General features: G+C 47.1%; 21 protein-coding genes and 1 tRNA gene. 10 read left to right on the top strand and 12 right to left on the bottom strand.

Annotation, left to right across the window (positions count from 1 at the left end; genetic code table 11):
* Positions 1-76: 76 nt before the first annotated feature.
* The 5 genes from MJ611_RS08470 to MJ611_RS08450 all read left to right on the top strand — a co-directional run bounded on the left by MJ611_RS08470 (position 77) and on the right by MJ611_RS08450 (position 3,820).
* A complete protein-coding gene (locus tag MJ611_RS08470) occupies positions 77-1,423 on the top strand; it encodes an NfeD family protein (protein WP_250429241.1) in 1,347 nt (448 codons plus the stop codon).
* 80 nt (positions 1,424-1,503) lie between these two features.
* Entirely contained in the window at positions 1,504-1,842 is a 339-nt protein-coding gene (locus tag MJ611_RS08465; protein WP_250429240.1) for a hypothetical protein, read from the top strand.
* Positions 1,843-1,970: 128 nt separating this feature from the next.
* Positions 1,971-2,240 carry a hypothetical protein gene (locus MJ611_RS08460; RefSeq protein ID WP_250429239.1) on the top strand — a complete coding sequence of 90 codons (270 nt, stop codon included), beginning with the start codon at positions 1,971-1,973 and terminating at the stop codon, positions 2,238-2,240.
* Between the two features lie 146 nt (positions 2,241-2,386).
* Positions 2,387-3,124, top strand: coding sequence for a 3-deoxy-manno-octulosonate cytidylyltransferase (kdsB, locus tag MJ611_RS08455; RefSeq protein ID WP_250429238.1), 738 nt, complete (start codon positions 2,387-2,389; stop codon positions 3,122-3,124).
* A gap of 270 nt (positions 3,125-3,394) precedes the next feature.
* Positions 3,395-3,820 (top strand): hypothetical protein, encoded by a 426-nt coding sequence (locus MJ611_RS08450; protein ID WP_250429237.1) that lies wholly within the window; start codon positions 3,395-3,397, stop codon positions 3,818-3,820.
* A gap of 87 nt (positions 3,821-3,907) precedes the next feature.
* Here MJ611_RS08450 and MJ611_RS08445 read toward each other — a convergent pair whose 3' ends face one another.
* From MJ611_RS08445 to gap, 4 genes are all read right to left on the bottom strand, one after another.
* Positions 3,908-4,255 (bottom strand): translation initiation factor, encoded by a 348-nt coding sequence (locus tag MJ611_RS08445; RefSeq protein WP_250429236.1) that lies wholly within the window; start codon positions 4,253-4,255, stop codon positions 3,908-3,910.
* Entirely contained in the window at positions 4,252-5,142 is an 891-nt protein-coding gene (locus tag MJ611_RS08440) for a diacylglycerol/lipid kinase family protein (RefSeq protein WP_250429235.1), read from the bottom strand. The genes MJ611_RS08445 and MJ611_RS08440 overlap by 4 nt, the downstream gene beginning before the upstream one ends.
* 154 nt (positions 5,143-5,296) lie before the next feature.
* A complete protein-coding gene (locus MJ611_RS08435; protein WP_250429234.1) occupies positions 5,297-6,142 on the bottom strand; it encodes a universal stress protein in 846 nt (281 codons plus the stop codon).
* Positions 6,143-6,329: 187 nt separating this feature from the next.
* Positions 6,330-7,328 carry a type I glyceraldehyde-3-phosphate dehydrogenase gene (gap, locus tag MJ611_RS08430; protein WP_250429233.1) on the bottom strand — a complete coding sequence of 333 codons (999 nt, stop codon included), beginning with the start codon at positions 7,326-7,328 and terminating at the stop codon, positions 6,330-6,332.
* 202 nt (positions 7,329-7,530) lie between these two features.
* On the opposite strand from gap, the gene MJ611_RS08425 reads away from it, so the two are divergent.
* Positions 7,531-7,602: transfer RNA gene (locus MJ611_RS08425), tRNA-Glu, on the top strand.
* Positions 7,603-7,741: 139 nt separating this feature from the next.
* Here the strand turns inward: MJ611_RS08425 and MJ611_RS08420 are convergent.
* The gene (locus MJ611_RS08420) at positions 7,742-8,881 is read right to left on the bottom strand and encodes an acyltransferase family protein (RefSeq protein WP_250429232.1); all 1,140 of its coding nucleotides are present in this window, start codon (positions 8,879-8,881) and stop codon (positions 7,742-7,744) included.
* Between the two features lie 38 nt (positions 8,882-8,919).
* Positions 8,920-10,785 carry an alpha-amylase family glycosyl hydrolase gene (locus tag MJ611_RS08415; protein ID WP_250429231.1) on the bottom strand — a complete coding sequence of 622 codons (1,866 nt, stop codon included), beginning with the start codon at positions 10,783-10,785 and terminating at the stop codon, positions 8,920-8,922.
* 211 nt (positions 10,786-10,996) lie between these two features.
* On the opposite strand from MJ611_RS08415, the gene MJ611_RS08410 reads away from it, so the two are divergent.
* Both MJ611_RS08410 and MJ611_RS08405 read left to right on the top strand, forming a co-directional pair.
* Positions 10,997-12,070, top strand: a complete 1,074-nt coding sequence (locus MJ611_RS08410; RefSeq protein ID WP_250429230.1) for a sensor histidine kinase — start codon at positions 10,997-10,999, stop codon at positions 12,068-12,070.
* Positions 12,057-12,770: a LytR/AlgR family response regulator transcription factor gene (locus MJ611_RS08405; protein ID WP_250429229.1), complete on the top strand. Its 714-nt coding sequence runs from the start codon at positions 12,057-12,059 to the stop codon at positions 12,768-12,770. Before MJ611_RS08410 ends, MJ611_RS08405 begins: the two co-directional genes overlap by 14 nt.
* 62 nt (positions 12,771-12,832) lie before the next feature.
* On the opposite strand, the gene MJ611_RS08400 is transcribed toward MJ611_RS08405, so the two are convergent.
* The 4 genes from MJ611_RS08400 to MJ611_RS08385 all read right to left on the bottom strand — a co-directional run bounded on the left by MJ611_RS08400 (position 12,833) and on the right by MJ611_RS08385 (position 18,260).
* Positions 12,833-13,015 (bottom strand): hypothetical protein, encoded by a 183-nt coding sequence (locus MJ611_RS08400; protein WP_250429228.1) that lies wholly within the window; start codon positions 13,013-13,015, stop codon positions 12,833-12,835.
* Between the two features lie 62 nt (positions 13,016-13,077).
* On the bottom strand, positions 13,078-13,998 hold the full coding sequence (locus MJ611_RS08395; RefSeq protein ID WP_250429227.1) for a lytic transglycosylase domain-containing protein: 921 nt from the start codon (positions 13,996-13,998) through the stop codon (positions 13,078-13,080).
* Between the two features lie 977 nt (positions 13,999-14,975).
* Positions 14,976-15,794 carry a hypothetical protein gene (locus tag MJ611_RS08390; RefSeq protein WP_250429226.1) on the bottom strand — a complete coding sequence of 273 codons (819 nt, stop codon included), beginning with the start codon at positions 15,792-15,794 and terminating at the stop codon, positions 14,976-14,978.
* A gap of 39 nt (positions 15,795-15,833) precedes the next feature.
* Entirely contained in the window at positions 15,834-18,260 is a 2,427-nt protein-coding gene (locus MJ611_RS08385) for a TonB-dependent receptor (protein ID WP_250429225.1), read from the bottom strand.
* A 190-nt stretch (positions 18,261-18,450) separates the two neighbouring features.
* On the opposite strand from MJ611_RS08385, the gene MJ611_RS08380 reads away from it, so the two are divergent.
* Positions 18,451-18,999, top strand: coding sequence for a DUF4142 domain-containing protein (locus MJ611_RS08380; RefSeq protein ID WP_250429224.1), 549 nt, complete (start codon positions 18,451-18,453; stop codon positions 18,997-18,999).
* A complete protein-coding gene (locus MJ611_RS08375) occupies positions 18,996-19,322 on the top strand; it encodes a plastocyanin/azurin family copper-binding protein (protein WP_250429223.1) in 327 nt (108 codons plus the stop codon). Before MJ611_RS08380 ends, MJ611_RS08375 begins: the two co-directional genes overlap by 4 nt.
* A 149-nt stretch (positions 19,323-19,471) precedes the next feature.
* Here MJ611_RS08375 and MJ611_RS08370 read toward each other — a convergent pair whose 3' ends face one another.
* Together MJ611_RS08370 and MJ611_RS08365 are read right to left on the bottom strand one after the other, a co-directional pair.
* Entirely contained in the window at positions 19,472-20,200 is a 729-nt protein-coding gene (locus tag MJ611_RS08370; RefSeq protein ID WP_250429222.1) for a LytR/AlgR family response regulator transcription factor, read from the bottom strand.
* A gap of 16 nt (positions 20,201-20,216) precedes the next feature.
* Positions 20,217-21,332, bottom strand: coding sequence for a sensor histidine kinase (locus MJ611_RS08365; RefSeq protein ID WP_250429221.1), 1,116 nt, complete (start codon positions 21,330-21,332; stop codon positions 20,217-20,219).
* Positions 21,333-21,507 lie beyond the last annotated feature (175 nt).

The raw sequence follows: 21,507 nt of genomic DNA, 5'->3' as shown, positions 1-21,507 counted from the left end.
TAGGGAAAGTATAACCTGTTATTTTTTTAGTACCTTAAGGTTTGCTAGCACATCAGCCCTCTAAATTATGAAATCTATGGCAAAACATTGGCATTGGAAGCCCCTTTGTACTTTGTTATACTTCCTGCTGCTGCCCCTGATGGCACCGGCACAGGCTTCGCGACCAAAGGTTTTTGTAATGGAGATCAAAGATGCAATTGATCCGCGCACCAACCGCTACACCGAACTGGCACTGGAGGAGGCAACCCGCATTGGTGCCGATCATGTGCTGCTTGAGCTGGATACGTATGGGGGTGCCGTTAACGATGCAGACGAGATCCGGACGCGCCTGCTCGAGTATCCCAAGCCGATCTATGTGTTCATCAACAAAAATGCAGCTTCGGCAGGTGCCCTTATTTCTATTGCCTGCGATAGCATTTACATGGCTCCGGGTGCCAATATCGGAGCAGCCACCGTGGTAACAGCCGACGGACAGGCCGCTCCGGGCAAATACCAGAGCTACATGCGCTCTATTATGCGCTCCACTGCCGAGGCCAACGGCCGCGACCCGCGCCTGGCCGAGTCGATGGTAGATGCCAGCGTAGACAGCACTCTGTCGGCAGGTCAGGTCATCACTTTCACCACATCCGAAGCGATCCGGAACGGGTACTGCGAAGGGCAGGCCAGTAGTATAAACGACGTGCTGAAACAACTTAACCTGCAAAATGCCGAAGTAGTGCGTTACCAGCTGAGCACCACCAACAAAGTCATCTCTTTTTTCCTGAACCCTTTTATCAGTGGTATCCTGCTGCTCATTATTCTGGGCGGGCTTTGGTTCGAGCTGCAGACGCCCGGCATTGGTTTTCCGCTGGTAGCGGCTGTAGTGGCCGGCATTTTATACTTAACGCCTTACTACCTCAACGGCCTGGCCGAAAACTGGGAGATCCTGCTGTTCATACTTGGCCTGGTCCTCATCGGGCTGGAAGTGCTGGTAATTCCAGGGTTTGGCGTGGCTGGCATCAGCGGTATTGTGCTGGTATTCCTGTCGCTGGTGCTTATCATGGTCAATAACCAAAACTTCGATTTTACTTTTGTGCCCTCTCAGGAGCTGATGAAAAGCCTTATTTCCGTAGTAGTTGGCATGGTGGGAGCCGTTGTTGTAATTGCCCTTACCTGGAACCGGCTTGTTGGCAGCAAGGCCATGCAGCGCCTGGTACTTAACAACACATTTACCAGCAAAGAAGGATACCGGTCGGCCAACGCTGCCGAACACCTGATCGGCAGAACCGGCGTGGCCCACACCCGCATGGCTCCAACCGGCCGCGTAATGATTGATGATATGCTCTACGATGCCCAGGCCCGTGAAGGCTTTATTGAAAAAGGCGACATAGTGCAGGTAATCGACCAGAGCACGTTCTCGCTCCGCGTGAAAAAAGTATCCTGATAATTACGAATGTGGTACTGGGGCTTGCAACGCTTCTGCCTTGTTTGGGGTCTATCAGGTAGAACTTTAAGCCACACTTTATGAAACCCCTAAAATTATACTTTGCTGCCCTGCTTGCCTTAACCTTAACGGCCTTCTCCTGCGATAAAGAGGACGACCTGGAGGTGCAGGAGGCCACGGCTACACTTTACTGGACTGGTGATTATGCCGTAGATGGCTGCGGTTTTGTCATTTACATAGATGAGAAAAAGTATAAACCGAAAAATGAAGGCGACATTGATGCAGCTTTTAAAAAGGAGGAACCAATGACAGTAGAGGTAAAGTATGTGCTACCCGGAAAACAGGCAGAGTACGTCTGCGGCATGGCCAGGCGACAGGCTGAAAGTATAATAGTTTTATCTGTAAAAGAAATAAAGTAGTGCTCTCCTGCTGTATTGACTTACCTGTTTATTGATCATTCACCCTAACGACATACCCTATGAAAACAATGCTACTTGCTACGCTTCTGTGTATCACAACTCTATTTTTAACATCCTGCCAGGATACGATGCAACAGGAAACTGAAACGGCCAATGCCATACTTGTATGGTCGGGCGAATACATGGTAGACGGTTGCGGGTTTGAGGTGCTGATAAACGATAAGAAGTATAAACCGGAAAATGAGCAGGACATTGATGGGGCCTTCAAGGTAGAAGGCAATACGCCTGTTGTGATTGAGTTTGTGCGGCTAGGTACTCAACTCGATATCCGATGCGGCCTCTCCACCCAAAGCAGAGCGATGGACGCGATCCGGGTTGTTTCGGTGAAGCGGAAGTAAGTATAAACTCAAATGATGTAAGTCAGGAGGAAAGAAAAGCTAATTTTGCCTCCCTCCTGCTGATATACTTCCGTCACTTCCGTAACTTTGAGGCGGTTGCAAACTTGTTGCACCCGTAAGAACAAGGTATAAAACAACCCTCAACTATGGAGATTCTCGGCATCATCCCGGCACGTTTTGCTTCTACCCGCTTTCCCGGCAAACCCCTTACCAACATTGGTGGCAAAACCATGATACAGCGTGTATACGAGCAGGCTAAAAAATCAGACCTTACAGAGGTTGTGGTAGCCACCGACGACCACCGCATACTTGAGCACGTACAGGCTTTTGGCGGCAAAGCCGTAATGACGGGCGAGCATCACCAGAGCGGTACCGACCGTTGCTTCGAGGCCTACCAGCTCAACAATGTGCCTTTCGAATACATCATCAACATACAGGGCGACGAGCCTTTTATCCGTCCCGAGCAGATCGACTTGGTGGCGCAGTGTTTTCAGAACCCGCAGACACAGCTGGCTACGCTCATCAAAAAGGTACAATCCCCGGAAGAGCTTTTCAATGTGAACGCTCCGAAGGTAGTCATCAACAAAGCCGGAGAAGCGCTCTACTTTAGCCGCCAGCCTATCCCCTATTGCCGCAACGTACCCAACGACATCTGGCACAAGCAACATACCTACTACAAGCACATCGGCATTTATGGGTACCGGGCTGATATCCTGGAGCAGATCACACAGCTGCCACCATCAGCACTGGAACTTGCTGAGTCGCTGGAGCAACTGCGCTGGCTGGAGAACGGTTTCCGCATCGCCACGGCTGTAACCGAGTTCGAAACCATTGGCATCGACACACCGGAAGACCTGTTGAGAGTTACAAATTACGAGTTCTGAGTTTCGAGGTAATATCTAAATATCAGTTGATTGGTGTGAACTGGAAGTTTTGAATTTGAGAGCAGATTCCCCTCCAGGGAGCAGGGCCTTTTCATTCTCTTAATCTGGCGCGGGAATCTTTCCCTTGTCTTCCTATAGAGTAGAATCTATGATTTGACTGAGCCAGATGCCCAATCTATAGCCATTCACGAGCGAGGCGCTCGCGCCTTGGATTGTTATTTACGTCCTTGTTGGTGTTTTCACCAACAAGTATGTTATGTCAGAGCAAAAATGAAAAACTATACTTTGCTGCGTTTCCTGAGGTTGAACCTATACTTCTTTCTGATGTATAGCTTGCTTACCGCAATCTGGTATGGAATAACCGGCAGGTTTTCGGGAGATACAAGTATACTTATTGCTGAAATTTTATTGAACGCCGCGATCTTCTCGCTGATGTTCAGTTTGCTGATACTGGTACTGTACAGACGTACAGAAGCGCGCATTCCGGTGCAGAAACTAAGTGTGAAAACATTGCAGCAGCAACTTGAGGAGATAGGATTTACACCTGTGAAGCAGTCCAAAACGCAGGAGTATCAGGTATACAAAGCAACACCTCCCCGTGCCTCTGCCCTGGCCGGCAAAGTCTTTGTCCGGAAAACTGCCAACTTCTACCTCGTGGAAGGACCGGAGAAATACGTTAGAAAAGTAAAAAAGTAAAAAGGTAAAGAAGGAGAAGATCAACTTTCTAACTCTCTAACTTTCTACCTTTCTAACTCAAATCACTTTCTACCTTTCTAACTCAAATCAACCTCCCGCTTTTTTGGCTTTGTAGCCGGCAGCAACCAATGTTTGCAGCACTTTGTCGCGGAAATCGCCCTGAATCAGGATCTCGCCATCTTTGGCTGATCCACCCACACCGCACTTGTTTTTGAGCAATTTGCCAAGTTCTTTCAGGTCGTCGTCGGAGCCGACAAAACCAGCCACCAGCGTCACCTGCTTGCCGCCGCGGGCTTTCTTGTCGAGCATTACCTTCAGGTTTTGCTGTTGCGGGGGCAGCGTTTCCGCTTCGTTGCCCTGCTCGTATTCGTAACTAAAATCCGGATTGGTAGAGTACACAACACCCTGCCTGCCCTTCTTGTTCTTATCACTCATGGTTTCTCTAATGTTATTACTTTTAACGACAACGGCAGCAACCGCACACTAAACTTGGAGTCGTGCCCTATAAACTCACCATCGGCATGGTACATGATGCGGTGGTCTGTCTCTACATCAACGCTATCCGTCTTGAAATACTCGGCACTGTCAGGACTGGCAACCTGTTTGGTCAGCATGCAGTAGCTCAGGTTCAACGCTTTGAACATGTCCAGCTGCCGCACCAGGCACACATCCAGTAATCCGTCCCGTATATCTGCCAAAGGGGCAATGTAGGCGTTGTTGCCATACTGTGCTGCGTTGGCAAAAGCCAGCACAAAGCAATCGGTATCCAGCGTATTTCCGTTGATAGATACTTTTACGGGAAGGTGTTTGTAATAGCGCACCTCTTTCAACACAAGCTCCACGTAGGTCTTAAGGCCACGCTTTTTGTTGCCGGCAAACACCGAGCTGATGTAGGCATCGAACCCAATTCCGGCGGTCGTAAAGAACGGATGGCCGTTTATAGTTCCGCTGTCGATACGGGTAGACTGCCCCTGGTTGATCACGCGCAAAGCACCATCAATATTCATAGGAACCTGCAGGTGCCGTGCCAGCCCGTTACCGGAGCCCCGAGGCAAAATGGCCAGAGCAGTTTCTGTGCCTAACAGCCCCCGCGCCACTTCGCTGACCGTACCATCACCTCCCACGGCTACCACCATTGCAGCACCCTGTCCGGCTGCAGTTTGCGCCAGTTCTGTGGCATGCCCAGCATGAGCCGTATACACAATCTCGTGGCTATACTTGCTGTGGTCGAGGTGCAGTTTGATGCGTGCCGCAACATCTACCTTGCTTTTAGGGCCAGACTTTGGGTTTATAATGAACCGTATGTGTGGTTTTGTATCCATACTTGGGGTGACTAAAATGGCCGTAAAGCAAAAGTAAGGCTTTCTGAAGTATAATAAAAAGACCGACCACGGGATGCCATGGCCGGTCTTTTATACTTTATAGTATGATGTCTGAATAGGTTCAGGCAATCAAGCCACTTCAGGGAGCTATTGCTTAGCGCAGGTGAAAGGTCAGCACCGGTCTGCTGGTATGATTCACCAGGTCCTCGGCTATACTTCCGCTTAACAAATGCGAGAAACCGGTTCTGCCGTGCGTAGGCATCATGATCATGTCTGCATCAATATCCTGGGCAAAATGCATGATACCGTCTTCCTCGATCACATCGTTGTACACATTTATAGTATAATTCTTCAGACCATAACGTTGCGCTGCCGTTTCCATCGTGTTTCTGATGTTGTTGCTCGACTCGAATGCACCCGGGGTATTGATGTACACCAGGTGAAGTGTAGCATCAAAAATGTCCTGGAACATCTTTACTTTGTCTATTGCAGTCCTGATCTCGCGTTTGAAATCAGAGGCAAGTACAATGTTCTTGATATCAAAGTTTGGCTGGCGGCGTTTTACTGTCAGCACAGGGCAATCGGCAGTGCGCACTACTTTCTCTGTATTCGACCCGATGAGGAACTCATCCATGCCGCTGCTTCCCTTCGATCCCATCACCACCAGATCAACCTGATCTTCTCTGACAACCCTTCTGATCTTGCTGTTTACGCGGTCAACATCCACTTCCTGCACTACCTCTACCCCATTATGTTCTACAGTTCGCAACAGTTCCTGCATTTCATCTCTGCTGGATTCAAGCAGTTTCAGCACGTACACCTGCTCTATGCTGTCTCTGGATACCAGGTCGCCGGTAGCGCTAAAGCTTGGGGCGTAGGGCATTTCTACTACATGCAGCAGTTTGATAGCCGCACCGGTTTTACGGGCTATTGCAACAGCAACTTCAAAGGCATACAGGGCCTGTTCAGAAAAATCAGTCGGAACCAGAATTCTTTTCATGGGATGTCTCAGCATTAAATAGGATGTTGAACTTTTAACTGACCTAAAGATAAGCGACCGTATCTATATTAACTATGATATATATCACTTTCACTTCTTGATCAGGTGCTAAAAACTATACGTAGACTATAAAACAAAAGCCCACCTTGCGGGCGGGCTTTTGTTTTATCAGCATGTATGGTAATGCTTACAAGTTTGCAATTCTGGAGATCAGGTCAGCTGCTCTGTTAGAATAGCCAGCCTCGTTGTCGTACCAGCCAACCACTTTTACCAGCGTTTCGTTAGCAGACGTCATCTCCGCATCGAAAATGCAGGAATGCGTGTTGCCTACGATGTCGATAGAAACGATCGGGTCTTCGGTATACTCCAGAATGCCTTTCATATCGCCTTCAGCAGCTTTCTTCATGGCTGCGTTGATCTCTTCTTTTGTAGCTGGTCTCTTCAGGATACAGGTAAGGTCGGTCAGAGAGCCATCCGGAATAGGAACGCGCATTGCAACGCCATCCAGTTTACCTTTCAGGTGAGGCAATACCAGGCCAACAGCCTTAGCAGCACCAGTTGAGGTAGGTACGATAGAGTAAGCAGCAGCACGGGCTCTTCTCAGATCGCTGTGTGGTGCATCCTGCAGGTTCTGGTCAGCAGTATAAGCGTGTACAGTCGTGATATAGCCCTTCTCGATGCCGAAAGTGTCGTCCAGTACTTTCGCCATTGGAGCAAGGCAGTTTGTTGTGCAGGAAGCATTGGAAACGATTCGCTCATCGCCAGTCAGGATATCTTCGTTTACACCCAGTACTACCGTTGGGATGTTGCCTTTTGCAGGAGCAGAGATAACAACTTTCTTAGCACCGGCTTCCAGGTGGCCTCCGGCACCCTGCTCATCAACGAAACGGCCAGTAGACTCCAATACTACGTCTACACCAAGCTGTCCCCAAGGCAGGTTTTTAGGCTCGCGCTCAGCAGTAATTCTGATTTCTTTACCATTAACAACAATACCGGTTTCGGTAGCCTCTACAGTACCATTAAAGCGGCCATGCACTGAGTCATACTTCAGCAGGTGGGCCAGCGTCTTGGTATTGGTCAGGTCATTGATAGCTACTACTTCTACATTGTCCTTCTCGAGCAGAGCCTTAAAAGTAAGTCTGCCGATACGGCCAAAGCCGTTGATTGCAACTTTTATTTTAGACATGGTATCTAGGTTTGAGATGTTTTTAAAATCCAGTGCGAAGTTACAATTACCCTAATGGAAAACCAATATTTTTTTCCCCTTTGATACACAGTCTGTTACAGTTTTAAGAGAAAAATTCCGCACTAAATATTTGACACGTAATAAAAGAGCAGTATCTTTGCACCGTCAATCACACAGAAAGACGCAGTTAAGTAAACATGCTGGTCCGTTCGTCTAGGGGTTAGGACTTCAGATTTTCATTCTGGCAACAGGGGTTCGATTCCCCTACGGACTACTTCATCAAAAAAGCCGCTTCAGATAAACTGGAGCGGCTTTTTTGTTCAATTAATTTCCCCTTAATTTCAAATTTTACCTAATCAATTTTTTTGGGCAATCAAATCTCAAACCATATGTAGTTGCATCGCACTTCCTGATTAGCCGTTTACTGTACTTTTCTCATTTTTCAAAAACCAGGCGTTTCTTAAAAGTTGCCGCGCCCTGATCTCTATATAATGGTAAGTATAATGAGCACTGATGATCGTTGAACTTACAAAAGAAACCCCAAGGCCAAGTTTTAGTGGAACGGCAAGTAAGGTGATCTTTAATTCACTTTTAAGATAGGTCAGGGAAAACCAGAATACTAAGAACCAGAATCCGTGCATCATATAAATGGAGTAAGATATATCTCCCAGGTAGCGTAAGGTTTTCTTTTCCAGAACCATTTTAATGATCTCATTATTATAAGCAGCACAAAGCAACAATGCTATAAATAACGGAATCAGGAGTATATCGCTTAGACCAAAATGAAAAGCTATTACAATCAATAGCGCTGTAATTAAAAAGCTGGTGTTTTTTGAAAGCCATGCTTCCCCTACTCGATGCACGAAGACCTGGTAAACTATAGTTCCAACCGTGAACTCGGCCAGACACCTTAACCAACCATAATCAAACGTAATGTCCAGGTGGCCACGAATTGAGAACATGCCGAAAAGTACTGCACTTGACACGACCAGGGCTATACTTTTATAGGTAAGGTTACTCTTAAACACAAACGGAAGTATAAAACAAGCGCAAACATAAGCCCACCATTCCGCACCAATAGACCAGGAAACGATATTCCACGAAAGGTAAACATGCTGATTCATGGCATTGATCAGGAGCAGGTTGTCCAGAAGCGCAGGCCAAGCCATAAATGTTTCCCAGCTGCCGTCTACAACAGCGGGAAACAATACTGGTACAATGGCAGCAAACGGGATCAATAACACAAGTATAAAAAGATGCAGCGGGTAAATCCGGGTAAAGCGTGCCCATAAAAAGGATTTGATCAGATTCACTTTATCTGTGGAACTTGCAAATGCTGCACCGTATACATGGCTTATGACAAAGCCACTGAGTAAAAAGAAAAAGTCAACCCATCGGTATCCTTTTGTAATTATGCCGGTTAGTTCGTGCGGAATGAAAGGTCCAAAATCCCTGTAAAAGAAAATCACATCCAGGTGAAACAGCATGACCCAAAGGGCAGCTAAACCACGCAAAGAGGTTAGAGATGTGATGTAGTTTGGTTGCTGATCCATCTGGCTTTGTAAAGTATAAAGTGCTGAAGTTTTTGTTCTTATTTCTTTAATTCCAAAACCCACATCTGCATCGCCGGGATGGTAGCTTTCTCTGAGGTTTTTAGTTTATCGTTGCTGATGATATTCACTGCTTCAGAGAAGGTGCCTGTTCTTTCAGCGTACTTCTTAAAATCCAGCACATGGGCTTTGCTATCCGTATTCATCACGCACATTATAGTTTGATCATCGTCATAGCGGAAGTATACATATACTCCGTCAACCGGAACATAATGCATCATCTTCCCCGTCTTTAAGGCCGATGAGCTTTTCCTGAAATTGCCCAGCTTTCTGACCAGGTCCTGAATTTCGCGTTCGTCCTTTGTGAGCCCTTTGCCGGTAAAGGCATTTTTAGTGTCGCCACTCCATCCCCCCGGAAAATCTTTTCTCACCAACCCATCAAAAGGGTTTGTAAAGCCTTTCATTAAAACTTCTGACCCATAGTATAACTGCGGAATGCCACGGTAGGTAAGCAGCCACTGGTAGCCAATCTTTTGCTTCTCCACATCCTCGCCTACTACCGAGAAAAACCTGGGTTCATCATGGTTATCCAGTAGCAACACATTTTGCATGGGGTTCTTATTCAGGAAATCATTGCTGGCAGTATTATAAAGTTTGTTTACGCCGTTCGTCCAGTTGATAGGTTCTGTTAGGGCTGGTATTATACCATAGTAAAGACACTGAAAGTCTACGGAAGACTGTAGGTTACTTTTATAAGGTAAGTCCAGATTATTCGCATTGAAATATGCCTGGTTAGCTGTCCCGAAAACACGGGTTTCGCCAAACAGGGTGATTTTGGGATATTCATCCATAATAGCTTTGTTGCAGCGGTTGGCAAACTCAAGATCACTGTAAGTATAGGTATCAATGCGGATGCCGTCAATGCCAAACTCCTGGATGTACCAGATCATGTTCTGAATGATAAAATTAGCCATGAACGGATTGTCGTGGTTGATGTCGGGCATGCCATTATCAAACCAGCCATCACTCATCCTTTTCTTATCAGATGGTGCAGCATAGGGGTCAAACAAGGTCTGTTCGCGGTAAGTTGTCTGCGTAAAGCTAGGCCAGCGGTGCATCCAGTCTTTGGCAGGTGGGTCCTGTTCTAAAAAGTGTTGCAAACCGGTGTGGTTGTATACCGCATCCATGATCAGCTTCATGCCGTTTTTGTGCAGGGCATCGCTCAGCTCCTTATACTTGGCAGCGCCACCAAAGCGTGGGTCTATTTTATAATGGTTGGTAATTGCATAACCATGTTCTGTTCGGTAGGGGCGGTCGTTTTCCAAAACAGGCAGCAGCCACAAAGCGGTAACACCCAGGCTTTTGAAATAATCGATATGATTGATTATACCTTGAAAATCGCCACCATGTCTGTCGTAGATAGAATCCCTGTTCAGAGACTGATCGCGCATGCTGGCAATGCGGTCGTTGGAGGTATCGCCGTTGCTGAACCTGTCTGTTATCAACAGGTCGATAAAATCGGATGAAGTAACTCCCTGAGCATACACAGTGCCATTCCCCTCCCGCTTTTTATCCAGCCGCCACTTTAACTTTTGTGTTTTCCCCTTTCCCTTCAGCTCTATAGTTACAATACCTGGTTTAGCTGTGGATGCAATGGCAATATCTACAGCAACATACCTGGCATTCTCAAAGTGGTGGGTTTTAAGGATGGTAATGCCCGGATGCGAAATGTTTATTTTTTTACCGGCCAGTTCCTCATCTGTACTTCGGATTAGCAGCTGGATCTGGTTCATCTTCATATCTGTCCACCAGTTGGTTGGGTATACTTCCGTAGCAGCCTGTGTGCTTAATGAGGAAATCCCAACAACAATCAGAAGAAGCAATAACACTACCTTACCTTTTTTCATATAGGATTGATTTTAAGCTCTGAAATTGAGATCAATATAATTTTGATCTTAAAATTTTAAAATTATCCTATACATAAAACAGGTTTCCCGATACAAACAACATGGCAGCCCGTTCAGCCAGCTTCTTACTAAAGTAATCTTTGATAAAAGGTGATTTAAATAAGATGATGTCATTATTTTGCATAGACATCACTGCACTCATTACCTACCTATGCCCCAGATTAAAACAGAGATTTTCACACCCACCGGGGCAGGCAAACGCAACTGGTATATACTGTATTGGGCAGGCTACGTATTGCTTTTTAGCCTTGCGCAGGGCTTTGCTGCACGGGATATATCAACTGCTTTTTACAACGAGTTATTCAGTCTTCTACCAAAAGTAGTTTTTGTTCTGCTGGTAATGGAGTGGCTGATGGAAGCCATGTTCTTCAAAAATAAAATCGGAAGCTTTCTACTCATTTATACTTGCTTCCTGTTGCTATTCGCTTTCATTCAAAGGCTGATTGACAACCACATCATTATAAGTTATTTCCTGACCAACTGGACAAAAGAACCTTTGCTGAGCACAGCGCCATACCTGTACAATGTTATAAAACTGCAGTTTGTGGTAACAGTGCCTTTTTCCATTAAGCTTTTCTATTACTGGGCCAAGGAAAAGAACAAAGCGCAGACTATAGAGGCAGAAAAAATGCAGGCCGAGCTGCATTCGCTGCGTAACCAGTTTCACCCTCATTTTATGTTCAATGTGCTGAACAGCCTCTACTCCAGAATACTGGCTAAATCGGATGATGCAGGCGATATGCTGCTACAGATTTCTTCGCTGCTGCGCTTTTCGGTGTATGAAGCAAATGATAAAATTATTTCGCTTGAAAAAGAGATCCGGTACATCAGCAATTACATTGCGCTGCAACAGATGCGCTTCGATCACCGTCTTGAACTGAGCTTTACGGTAGCAGGTGAAGTAGAAAACAGGATGATAGAGCCTTTCCTGCTGCTGCCCTTTATTGAAAACAGCTTTAAACATTGCATGAACGATGAAGGGGAAAGTGGTTGGATCACCATCTATATTTCTGTAAAAGAAGATTGGCTCACACTGAAAGTAGAAAACAGTATCCCACAGAAAAAAGCTATTGCTGATGCGCTGGAAGGACAAAGCGGATTCGGGATCGTAAACGTAAAAAAACGACTTGCACTTTTATACCCTGAAACTCATTTTCTGCAAGTCTCAGAACAGGAGGACAGTTATTTTATCTCCTTAAAAATAAAACTCTATGCAGCCGCGTGAAGACATTAACTGCATTATCATAGAAGATGAATCACCGGCAGCTACCGTACTGCAAATGCACATTGCCCGGTTCCCTTTTCTCAAATTACAGGGGATTTTCAGCAGTGGTACGAAAGCCCTGACAGTTCTGAATTCGGAAAAGATCGACCTTGTATTTTTAGACATAAATTTACCTGGCGTGCCGGGTAATCAGTTTGCCAGTACAATCAAAGCTTCCACAGGCATAATTTTCACGACCGCTTATAGCGACTATGCTGTTCAGGGCTTCGAGTTAAACGCAGTGGATTACCTCCTGAAACCTATCTCCCTTGAGCGATTTTCAAAAGCTATAAACCGCTACCTGACCCTTTACCAGCGCAATAGCTTTGTTTTACCAACAGTAGATAAAATTGATGCAAGGCCATTTATTTTCGTTAAGTGTGACCGTAAAACGGTAAAGATCTTTCTGGATGATATTTTATACCTGGAAGCGCAACGTAACTGTTTACTAATCTATACTGAAAGTGAAGTATACCGTTCTTACCAAGCCATTTCAGAAATGGAAGAAAAATTACCGGATACTTTGTTTGTCCGGGTACACCGGTCTTTCATTATTGCTTTAAATAAAGTAAAAGCCTATAACAGTAGCTATGTGGTAATACGGGATAAGCAAATTCCCATCGGAAGGATGTATAGTTCTGCTATACTTGGTATTTTGTAGTTAAAATGTTGCTTTACTATTACACTCTAAGAATGATTGCTCACAGCAGCCTATCCCATACTTTAGGGTTGGGGCATATTCAGGGTGGCCGACATCCCCATGATGCGCAGGTGCAGGCCAAGCTTGTGCTGCGCCTCCCGGTTTAAGGCCATGGCCACATCGGCACAGGCTAAGGTAGCGGCTTCAGCTTGAAAATAGCGGTCATACGTTACCAGGATTGCCCTTTGGGTAATCCCGTTTTGCAATGAAGTATAAAAGTAGTAGCTCCCTATAACTATGAAATGACCTGTATTTTTACAGGATATTTTTACTGAGGCAACATTAGCTCAAACTCCTTGCCTTGCGGCACAACAAGCTTATAGCCCTTTATCCATGGGTTATACAATCGTAAGGTTTTGTAATTTGTACCTTGCTCCAGAGCAAAGGCAGGCAGATCAGAAAGTGTAGAGGAAACCTTAACCATACGGGAATGCATCGGATGGTATCCCTGCTCCACAGGCAATTCAAAACCATACTTTTGGGGGTTACCTAACACTTCTTTCAAAGCCAGTATGCGGAACATGTACCTCGAGGTCTCGTCGTTGAGGTAGAGGTCATAATAGGAGTTTACCCCCTGCCGCTCCAGTGCCTGGGCTAAGCCTGCCATACCTCTGTTGTAGGAAGCTGCGGCATTGGTCCAGGAGCCGAAGCGTTCTTTGGCTCTCTTCAGGTATTTTATGGCAGCGAGTGTGGCTTTGCGCACATGAAAGCGCTCGTCCACTTCTCCGTTCACAAGCAAACCATAGCCCCTGGCTGTATCGGGCATCAGCTGCCAAAAGCCTGCAGCCCCCGCCGGCGAGGTAACATGGCCAAACAAGCTCTCAGCCAGCGCCAGGTAAATAAAGTCTTCAGGTACCTGGTTTTCCTGTAGTATACTTTTTATCTCAGGCACGTAACGCTGCATTCGTTTTAAGCCCAGCAGCGTGGTTGCATGGAGGTAGGAATTGACCAGCAGTTCGCGGTCCAGACGCTCTGCCACATCCTGGACGTGTAGCGGCACCGGTTCGCCAGCAAAACTAAGTGCAGGCGGCACAGGTGGTGAACTGAATGTCGGTTTTATAGCATTTACATTTGTTCCTGAAGTTGCGGATGCGCTCCCTGCCGTTATGTTTCGCTGTTGACTAAACAACTGCAAGGCCACCACTACCAGTAAGGCCAAAGCAGTGTATTTCCATTTTTGCTGTTCCATAGCTCTCTTTTCCTTCAGTTTTTAAATAGACCTGTATAAACTTATACTTCAAAATAGAGATAAATACACAAGCTTCAAAGCTCGCAACATAAGAATCAGCTTTAACGGTAGTAGTATTGAGGAAATAAAAAAACAGCACCATGGCATCCTTCAGGCAGCTATCAGGGGCTATCAGATGCTTTAGATACTTAGGCTAAAGTTCGATAACTCATTTCTTTCATCTACATTGCAAACCCTAAAAACGTTTTTTTATTTTTCAGAGTAACAATAAAGTAGCAAAAATTTTTGCTCGGCTGCTACTCACACTCGCTTCCTTCTTTATACCCATCCTAAGGAACTGCAGCTGCTCACATACTACTCCAACCTGGCCAACCAAACGGCTGTAGCTATCTTCAATTCACCCGATACGATCACCTGGTATAATGATTGAAACCTGCAATATAAAGCAGCCCAGGATGCCTCACCTACTTTTAAATGGGATGATGAAAGAGATCCTGGCAGCCTACAGAAACTTACTCGCTGTGCCTCTTTCAGATAGTGTCACGACTGTTGGCAGTGCGCTGGAATAGATGGCTACGTTGGCAGCAGGTTCGGAAGAGAACAGCCCGACTAACACTGAATCTGATCTCTCTTAAAGGATTATAATCAGGGAGACTTATCCTAGCTCCTTTAACTCCTCCACTAAAGTTATATTTGAATTGCCAAGGGCTGCCGAGCCAAAAGTTGATATGTATGACTTGTTTGGAAAACTGGTACAGACCACACCAGATAGAAAGCTAATTTACGGGATCTCACCTAGCCAAGACTGATGGTTCTTCACTTGGTTTGGTCTTATTGTGTACAAGGTACATGCGCAGACAGCTAAGATTGATCTGGCAAATCGAAACGAATTCTAAGGAATTTATTATCAATTTAATGCGAGAACATAAAATTATACGAGCTCATAAGCTATCCTTTCTATAGTAGCACGTTAGCACTTAAACGTTAGCCTGTTGCTGCATACTTTTAAGCCTGTTTGCATTTCTGTAAAAGACCACCGCAACTACCAAGGCCACCACTGCAAAACCGATCCATGCTGAAGTTATGATCTGCGAACTTTCTTCAAGGTCAAGCGCACGGTGCTTCAGTACAATGCCGTAAAGTGCCCACATGCCTACCAAACCAACAAAAGGGTTTGTTAGGACAAAAACTACGAACACTACAATCAGCGTAGCAGCCACGATCATGAGGACAGTCCAGAGCCCTTCGCTTATTCCAAAGCCATCCCATCCCAGACCCACTAAGGCAGCGCTGATGTTGGCCACCGTGGCAATGATGATCCAGCCGAAGTATAAACTAAGCGGCACCTGCGTAAACCACCGTGAGGCAGCAGACCGGCCCGCATCAAAAATGTCCAACCGCAGGTGCATCGCCAGCAGCGTTACCAGTTGTATAAGTATAAGCACCACTGAGACTACCAGCCACTCGTTTACCCAGGCAATTGTCCAGAGTCCGGTGGCCAGGTTGTTAAGTATAAATAAGTAGCCTAACCGCTGCAGGTCTTCGTTTGCCTCGTGCCCGGCGGGTTCCTTGTAGGCTTTTATTAAATGATAGACACAGAAAGCTGTCAGCGCCAGGTAAATGATACCCCAGATCGAGAAAGTGATGCCTGCCGGCGTGAACAGCGTTGGGTACTTAGCCGACACATCGCCAATGGTCTGGTCATTAAAAAGTTTTAGTTGCGTAAGCTGCGAGGGCACCAGGTGCACCAGGAAAAACAGGGCATTCCCTATGGCCAGTGCTTTTACATTTTTCATAGTATAGGTGCGTTTCAGGTTTATACTTTACGCAAACGATTAGAATTCAACTATAAACCCGATGGTTGGCACCAGGTTGCCGTCGTTGTTTTCAAGTATAACCGGGATAGCATTGCTGCCGTCAGTGCGCAGCGGGTTACCGTCGGTGGTAGCAAAACCGGTGTTCTCTTCGTTGCGCTGGAACGTATAGCGGTCGAAGCCCGGGGTATTGCTGCTCAGCACGTTGGCAATATCCAGGAACAGGTCTAAGGTAATGCGGTTGAAGTTCCACTTCTTGTCGATACGCACGTCCAACTGGCTGAAGGGTTGCAATCGTTCGGAGTTGAGTCTGCTGTAGTCCAGCACGCCTACCCCCAGCGAAGCGTAGTTTCTGCGGGAAGCCTCCAGGTCGAATGGCGTGGCAGGAGCTCCGCCGGCATACCTATACTTGGCCCCAAGTTCCCAGTTGCGCGGCAGCTTTTTGCCCAGCAAGCCCGACACCAAATGGCGGTAATCCCAGGCGCTGGAAACGTAACGACCATCCAGTCCGGCAAACTCACTTACCACATAAGTATAAGACAGCACCGAGAACACCGTGCCTGTCAGCTTTTTCTGAAGGTAAAACTCAGCCCCGTAGGCCCTGCCCTTTCCGTTTGTTACTACCGCCTCGTTGCCGATAGCGCCAAAGTCTCCGCCCTGGTTTGCCAGCGAAATACCATCCCTGATCGATACCGGGTAGTTGCTGTAGTCTTTGTAGAAACCTTCCACGGTAAAGCGTAGGTCCGGACGCGGTAGAAATTCGGTGCCCAGTACGTAATGGGTCGATCTGATGTATTCGGCCTGTTTGTTCTTATACCTGCCCTCTTCCTGGTAACCCAGCACCGTATAAGTGGGCAGTTTGTAGTAAATACCAGAGGAGGCATTTACCGTCCATTTATCGTGGAGCAGGTAGGAGATGGCCAGACGCGGCGACAGCGTTTTCAGCGGGTTGTTGCCTTCCTCGGTAAAGGAATTCATATCGGTGCGTATACCCAGCGACAAGCCCAGTTTGTTATCCAGCACCGACCTGGACACCTGCCCGAATGCCCCGTAGCGAGAGAAGTCCAGGTTAGTGTCGTAATCCAGTGTCACGCCCGGCTGCACCAGGTTGTTCTGCTCGTCGCGCAGCTCTTTGCGGATCACGCTGAAGATATCATTCCTAAACTGCACGTACTGTCCCGACACACCATAGGCATAACGCCAACCGTTTTTATACTTGTTCACGTCCAGCCGCAGCTTGTTTTCTGTTTCGCGGGAGCTGGTGTTCAGCGTAAGCGCTTGGTTCTCCCCTTCTTCGGCCGCTTCATACTTGACCAGCGAATTGTCGAATTCGTTTCGGCTCAGCGCCAGGTTCACATAGCCGTCGTTCACCAGCCTTTTCAGGGCCACCCCAGTCGTGTAGTTCCACTGGTTGATGTAAGGCACCGAGCGCAGGATGTACTCATTTTCCGGTGTGCTTTCGCGCGGCACGCCAAACGAGAACTCATCAATGGCGCCTACTCCGAGGAAGGAAACAGAGGTTTTATCATTCAGCTTATGCTCTACTTTGTACTGAAAATCCCAGTAATTCGGCCGGATGGGCAGATCGAGCAGCTTGAACAGGAACTGCAGGTATGACCTGCGCGCCGACACAAGATATGTTGTTTTTGTACCAACAGGTCCTTCCAGGGTGGTGGCAAACTCCGAGCCACTCAGGCGCACGTTGCCCGAAAAACGCTCGGGGTTGCCGTAGCGCTGCTTAAATTCAAACACCGAGGCCAGGGCATTGTCGTAACGCGCATCAAAAGCCGAGGAGCTAAGCTTCAGGTCTTCGATAAATGATACATTAAGTATACCTGTGGCTCCGCCGGCACTGCCCTGCGTGGTGAAGTGGTTGATGAGCGGGATCTCAATGCCATCGAGGTAGTACACGTTTTCGCTCGGGGCACCTCCGCGTATGATCAGGTCGTTTCGACCTCCGCTGGTTCCGTTTGTAGCTACGCCCGGCAGCACCTGCACTACTTTTGAAATATCGAAATTGCCACCCGGGTTGCTGCGGATCTCCTCTGTCGTAAGGCTCTGCACCGAGAGCGGGGTTATCAGGTCGGCTACGGCGGCACTTTGCCTGCGGTTGGCTACCACCTCTACCTGTTGCAGCTCGCTGGCAGCGGGCACCATTTCAAAATTCAGTATCTGCACATTACCCGCCGTTACGTTCACATTATACCTTGTTTGCGACTGATACCCAATATAAGTACTCTGCACGGTATAGCTGCCCACTGGTATACTTTCTATCCTGAACGCTCCCTGCTCGTTGCTCACCGTACCCAGCTGCGTACCTGCCAGCTGCACCGATACGCCAATCAAGGGTTCCTGGGTATTTCGATCCCGAACCGTACCGGTAATGATGCCTGTCTGGGCAAAGACGAGGGTTGGGAGCAGAAAAAAGAAGAGAAGTATAGATCTCATGGAGCAGGGTGGTTTCGGTTGTTGCTCACATTACAGCCAGTGTGCTAAATTGTTTAGAGCTGCGACTAAAATATAGTATTTGCAATAGTATCGGCGCAGTTAGTACTTCCATCAGCAAATAAATTCAGCCTATTTTGTAACTCCCCGCCTGCATCTTTCTCTAATAAGTATAAACCAAAATCGAAGCACTATGAAAACTTTCCGATCATCAATATCAGGGGCATTGGGTATGCTTTTATACTTCACCTTGCTGGTTGCCCCTGCCGCAGCGCAGGATAATCCCAAACTCTCGGATGCCGAAGTGGCCTCGGTAGCTGTTATTGCCAACCAGATCGACATCGATCAGGCGCAACTGGCCCTGAAAAAATCAAAGAATGAAGACGTGCTGCAGTTTGCTCAAACCATGATCAACGATCACCAGGCTGTCATGAAACAGGCTACCGACCTGGTGCAGAAATTGGGTGTAACACCGCAGGAGAATGCCGTGGGCAAGCAACTGCAGACAGACGCTGAAAAGACAAGCAAAAAGCTACGCAGTTTATCGGGAAGTACGTTTGATAAAGCGTATGTAGATAACGAAGTGGCCTACCACAAAGCGGTGATCTCGGCGGTGGAAGACCTGCTGATACCCGAGTCAGAGAACGAGGAACTGAGAAACCTGCTGCAAAATATAGTTCCGGCCCTTAATGCGCACCTGGAACATGCACAAATGCTACAGAAGCAACTTACCACCAAATGACAAGCATAATCCATCTGTTGTTCCTGGGTCAGCTGCTGCTCGGCATTGCCTTCACGCCTGTAGCTAGGGTGCAGCCCAGGGTACACGTCATCGAGATCCGCCAGATGAAATTTAACCCGGCTACATTAACGGTGGGTAAAGGAGACACCCTTGTTTTTATTAACAAAGACCTGGTAACGCATAATGCCACAGAAATCACTGGTAAGTCGTGGAAGTCACCCGACCTGGCTTCCGGCGATAGCTGCCGCATGGCTATCAGCAGGAGCGCAAAATACTACTGCAGCTTACACCCTGTCATGAAAGGGGAAATCATCGTGCAGTAAACCAGGCACAAACCTGAAGTATGATTAGATAACAGAACCCTTTATTCGAAAAGCCTTCAGTTATAACTGGAGGCTTTTTGCGTTGCGGACACTATCGGTTTGTACTTGCAGTAGTTTTGATCGGGTAGATAGGCTGCACATACCTATCACTATTGCATGAGCTTCTTTCGCATCATCTCGTGAAAAGCTGTACGGTACGTCTCCCCCAGCGTGATGTCGGCTTTGATGTTCTTTAAGAAGATCTGGTTGCCCTCGATGAATGTGATCTTATTCACCGCTATGATAAACGATTTGTGCACCCGCATGAATTGTTTTGCAGGCAACCTGCTCTCCAGGTCTTTCATGTTCAGAAGTGCCAGCGTCCGTTGGCCCGCGTGGTGAATGCATACATAGTTCTTCATCCCTTCCACAAAATCAATGTCCTGGATGTTGATCTTGAGCATTTTCCCTTTCTGTTCCGTTTTCACAAAAATGTAATCCTGCTCCGGCGCCTCTTCTGGCTGTACAGGTAATGGAGTTGGTTGCAGTGCCTGCGTTGCCCGCTGTACCGCCCTCAGGAAACGGGGAAGTGAAATCGGTTTTAGTAAATAATCTATCACTTCCAGGTCAAAGCCTTCGGCAGCAAACTCGCTGTAAGCTGTGGTAAGTATTACTTTGCTTTTGCCGTTGATGGCCCGCACCACATCCAGTCCCGACAGTTCCGGCATTTGTATATCCAGGAAAACCAGTTGTATGGGCTGACTATTCAGAATTTGCAAAGCCTCCAGTGGATTTGTGGTGGCCGCCACCAGGTTGATGTAAGGAACCTGCTTCAGGTGATGCTTTATCACTTCCAGCGCGTGCTCCTCATCGTCTACGATCAGGCAGTTAATGGTCATGCGTGTTTGTTAAGGGTTAAAAAGGCTGAGCGGCTTCTATACTTTTGGGCGTATACTTATACTTGCTTTGGGCTAACTTTATACTGAGCGAGATGGTGTAAAAGTCTTCCTCGTCCTGTACCGTTAAGGTATGTTTTTCGGGGTAGGCAGCAGCCAGGCGCTTTCTGGTATTGTCCAGCCCTATGCCATGCGACGTCTCTTTTGGTCCCTTACGCTTTTTGTTGAAAGCGGAAAACGTGAAATCCTCTTCGTTTACCTCCAGCACAAACCGAATCGGGTATTCTTTATTCGAAAGCTCGCCGTGCTTAAAGGCATTCTCCACCAGCGTGATCAGCACCAGCGGAATGATCCGGACTCCCTCCAGTTCCCCCCGGATCTGGAAATCGATCTGCAGGCGGTTGCTGAACCGGAGCTGGTTTATTTTGATCACGTTCCAGAGGTGTTCTACTTCCTTCATCAGCAGTACGGTCCCGTTCTCGTCTTCGTCGCTTTCGAGTGAGTAGCGCATGATGTTACAAAGGGTAAGGATACCGTCGGAGAGCTCTTCTGAATGCCCAAGCGATTTGGCGTAAAAGAAATTGAGGGTGTTGTGCAGGAAATGGGGATTGATCTGTGCCCGAAGAAAAGCATACTCCGCCTCCAACTTCCCTTTTTCTGCCTCCAGTTTCAGCTTCTGCGATATCTTCAGTTCCCGCGCCCGCTTCAATGATTGACGCAAGTGATAATAACCTAAGGATAGTGTCGAAAGGATCAGGTACATCCATAAGGCCTCATTCATCAGAATTTCTACCCATGGAGTAACAGTAGTTGGGATTCCTATTTCAGTGCCATACGCTATAGGTTGCAGCACAAAAATCTCAAGTGATATAACTACAAAGCAGGAGATAAAGAACAGTATCTCGGCGATAACAAAAGTGGCTACTTTTCGCTTGGGGAGGAAACGGAAGAAAATAAAATTGCTCCCGTAAAAAGTATAAGCTGCCGGCATAAAGGTAACCAGCATCTTAAAGATGTTCTCCGGTTTGGTGCCATCGTGGACGATTGTAAGTGCCCACAGGGTCAGAAATCCGAGCCACACTCCTACGTGCGAAAATACTACGCGATGTTTTTTGATGAACTGCACTAGTGCCATTTCTGCTTGTTGCCTGAGAGGAAAGAGCAGCCCGGTTTTCCCCACTTGCTCTTCCCTAAACATACTCTCAAATCCTGAAAAACAAAAACCTGATTTAAGATTTCTAAGCAACCAGGAGTGGCTTTTTACTGCAACAGGAGCTGTGTGCTTGGTTTGATGTATACCAGATCTCATC

Origin of the sequence: Pontibacter ruber (assembly GCF_023630205.1) — a bacterium.
Taxonomy (GTDB): domain Bacteria; phylum Bacteroidota; class Bacteroidia; order Cytophagales; family Hymenobacteraceae; genus Pontibacter; species Pontibacter ruber.
This window is presented reverse-complemented; position numbering and strand designations above follow the sequence as displayed.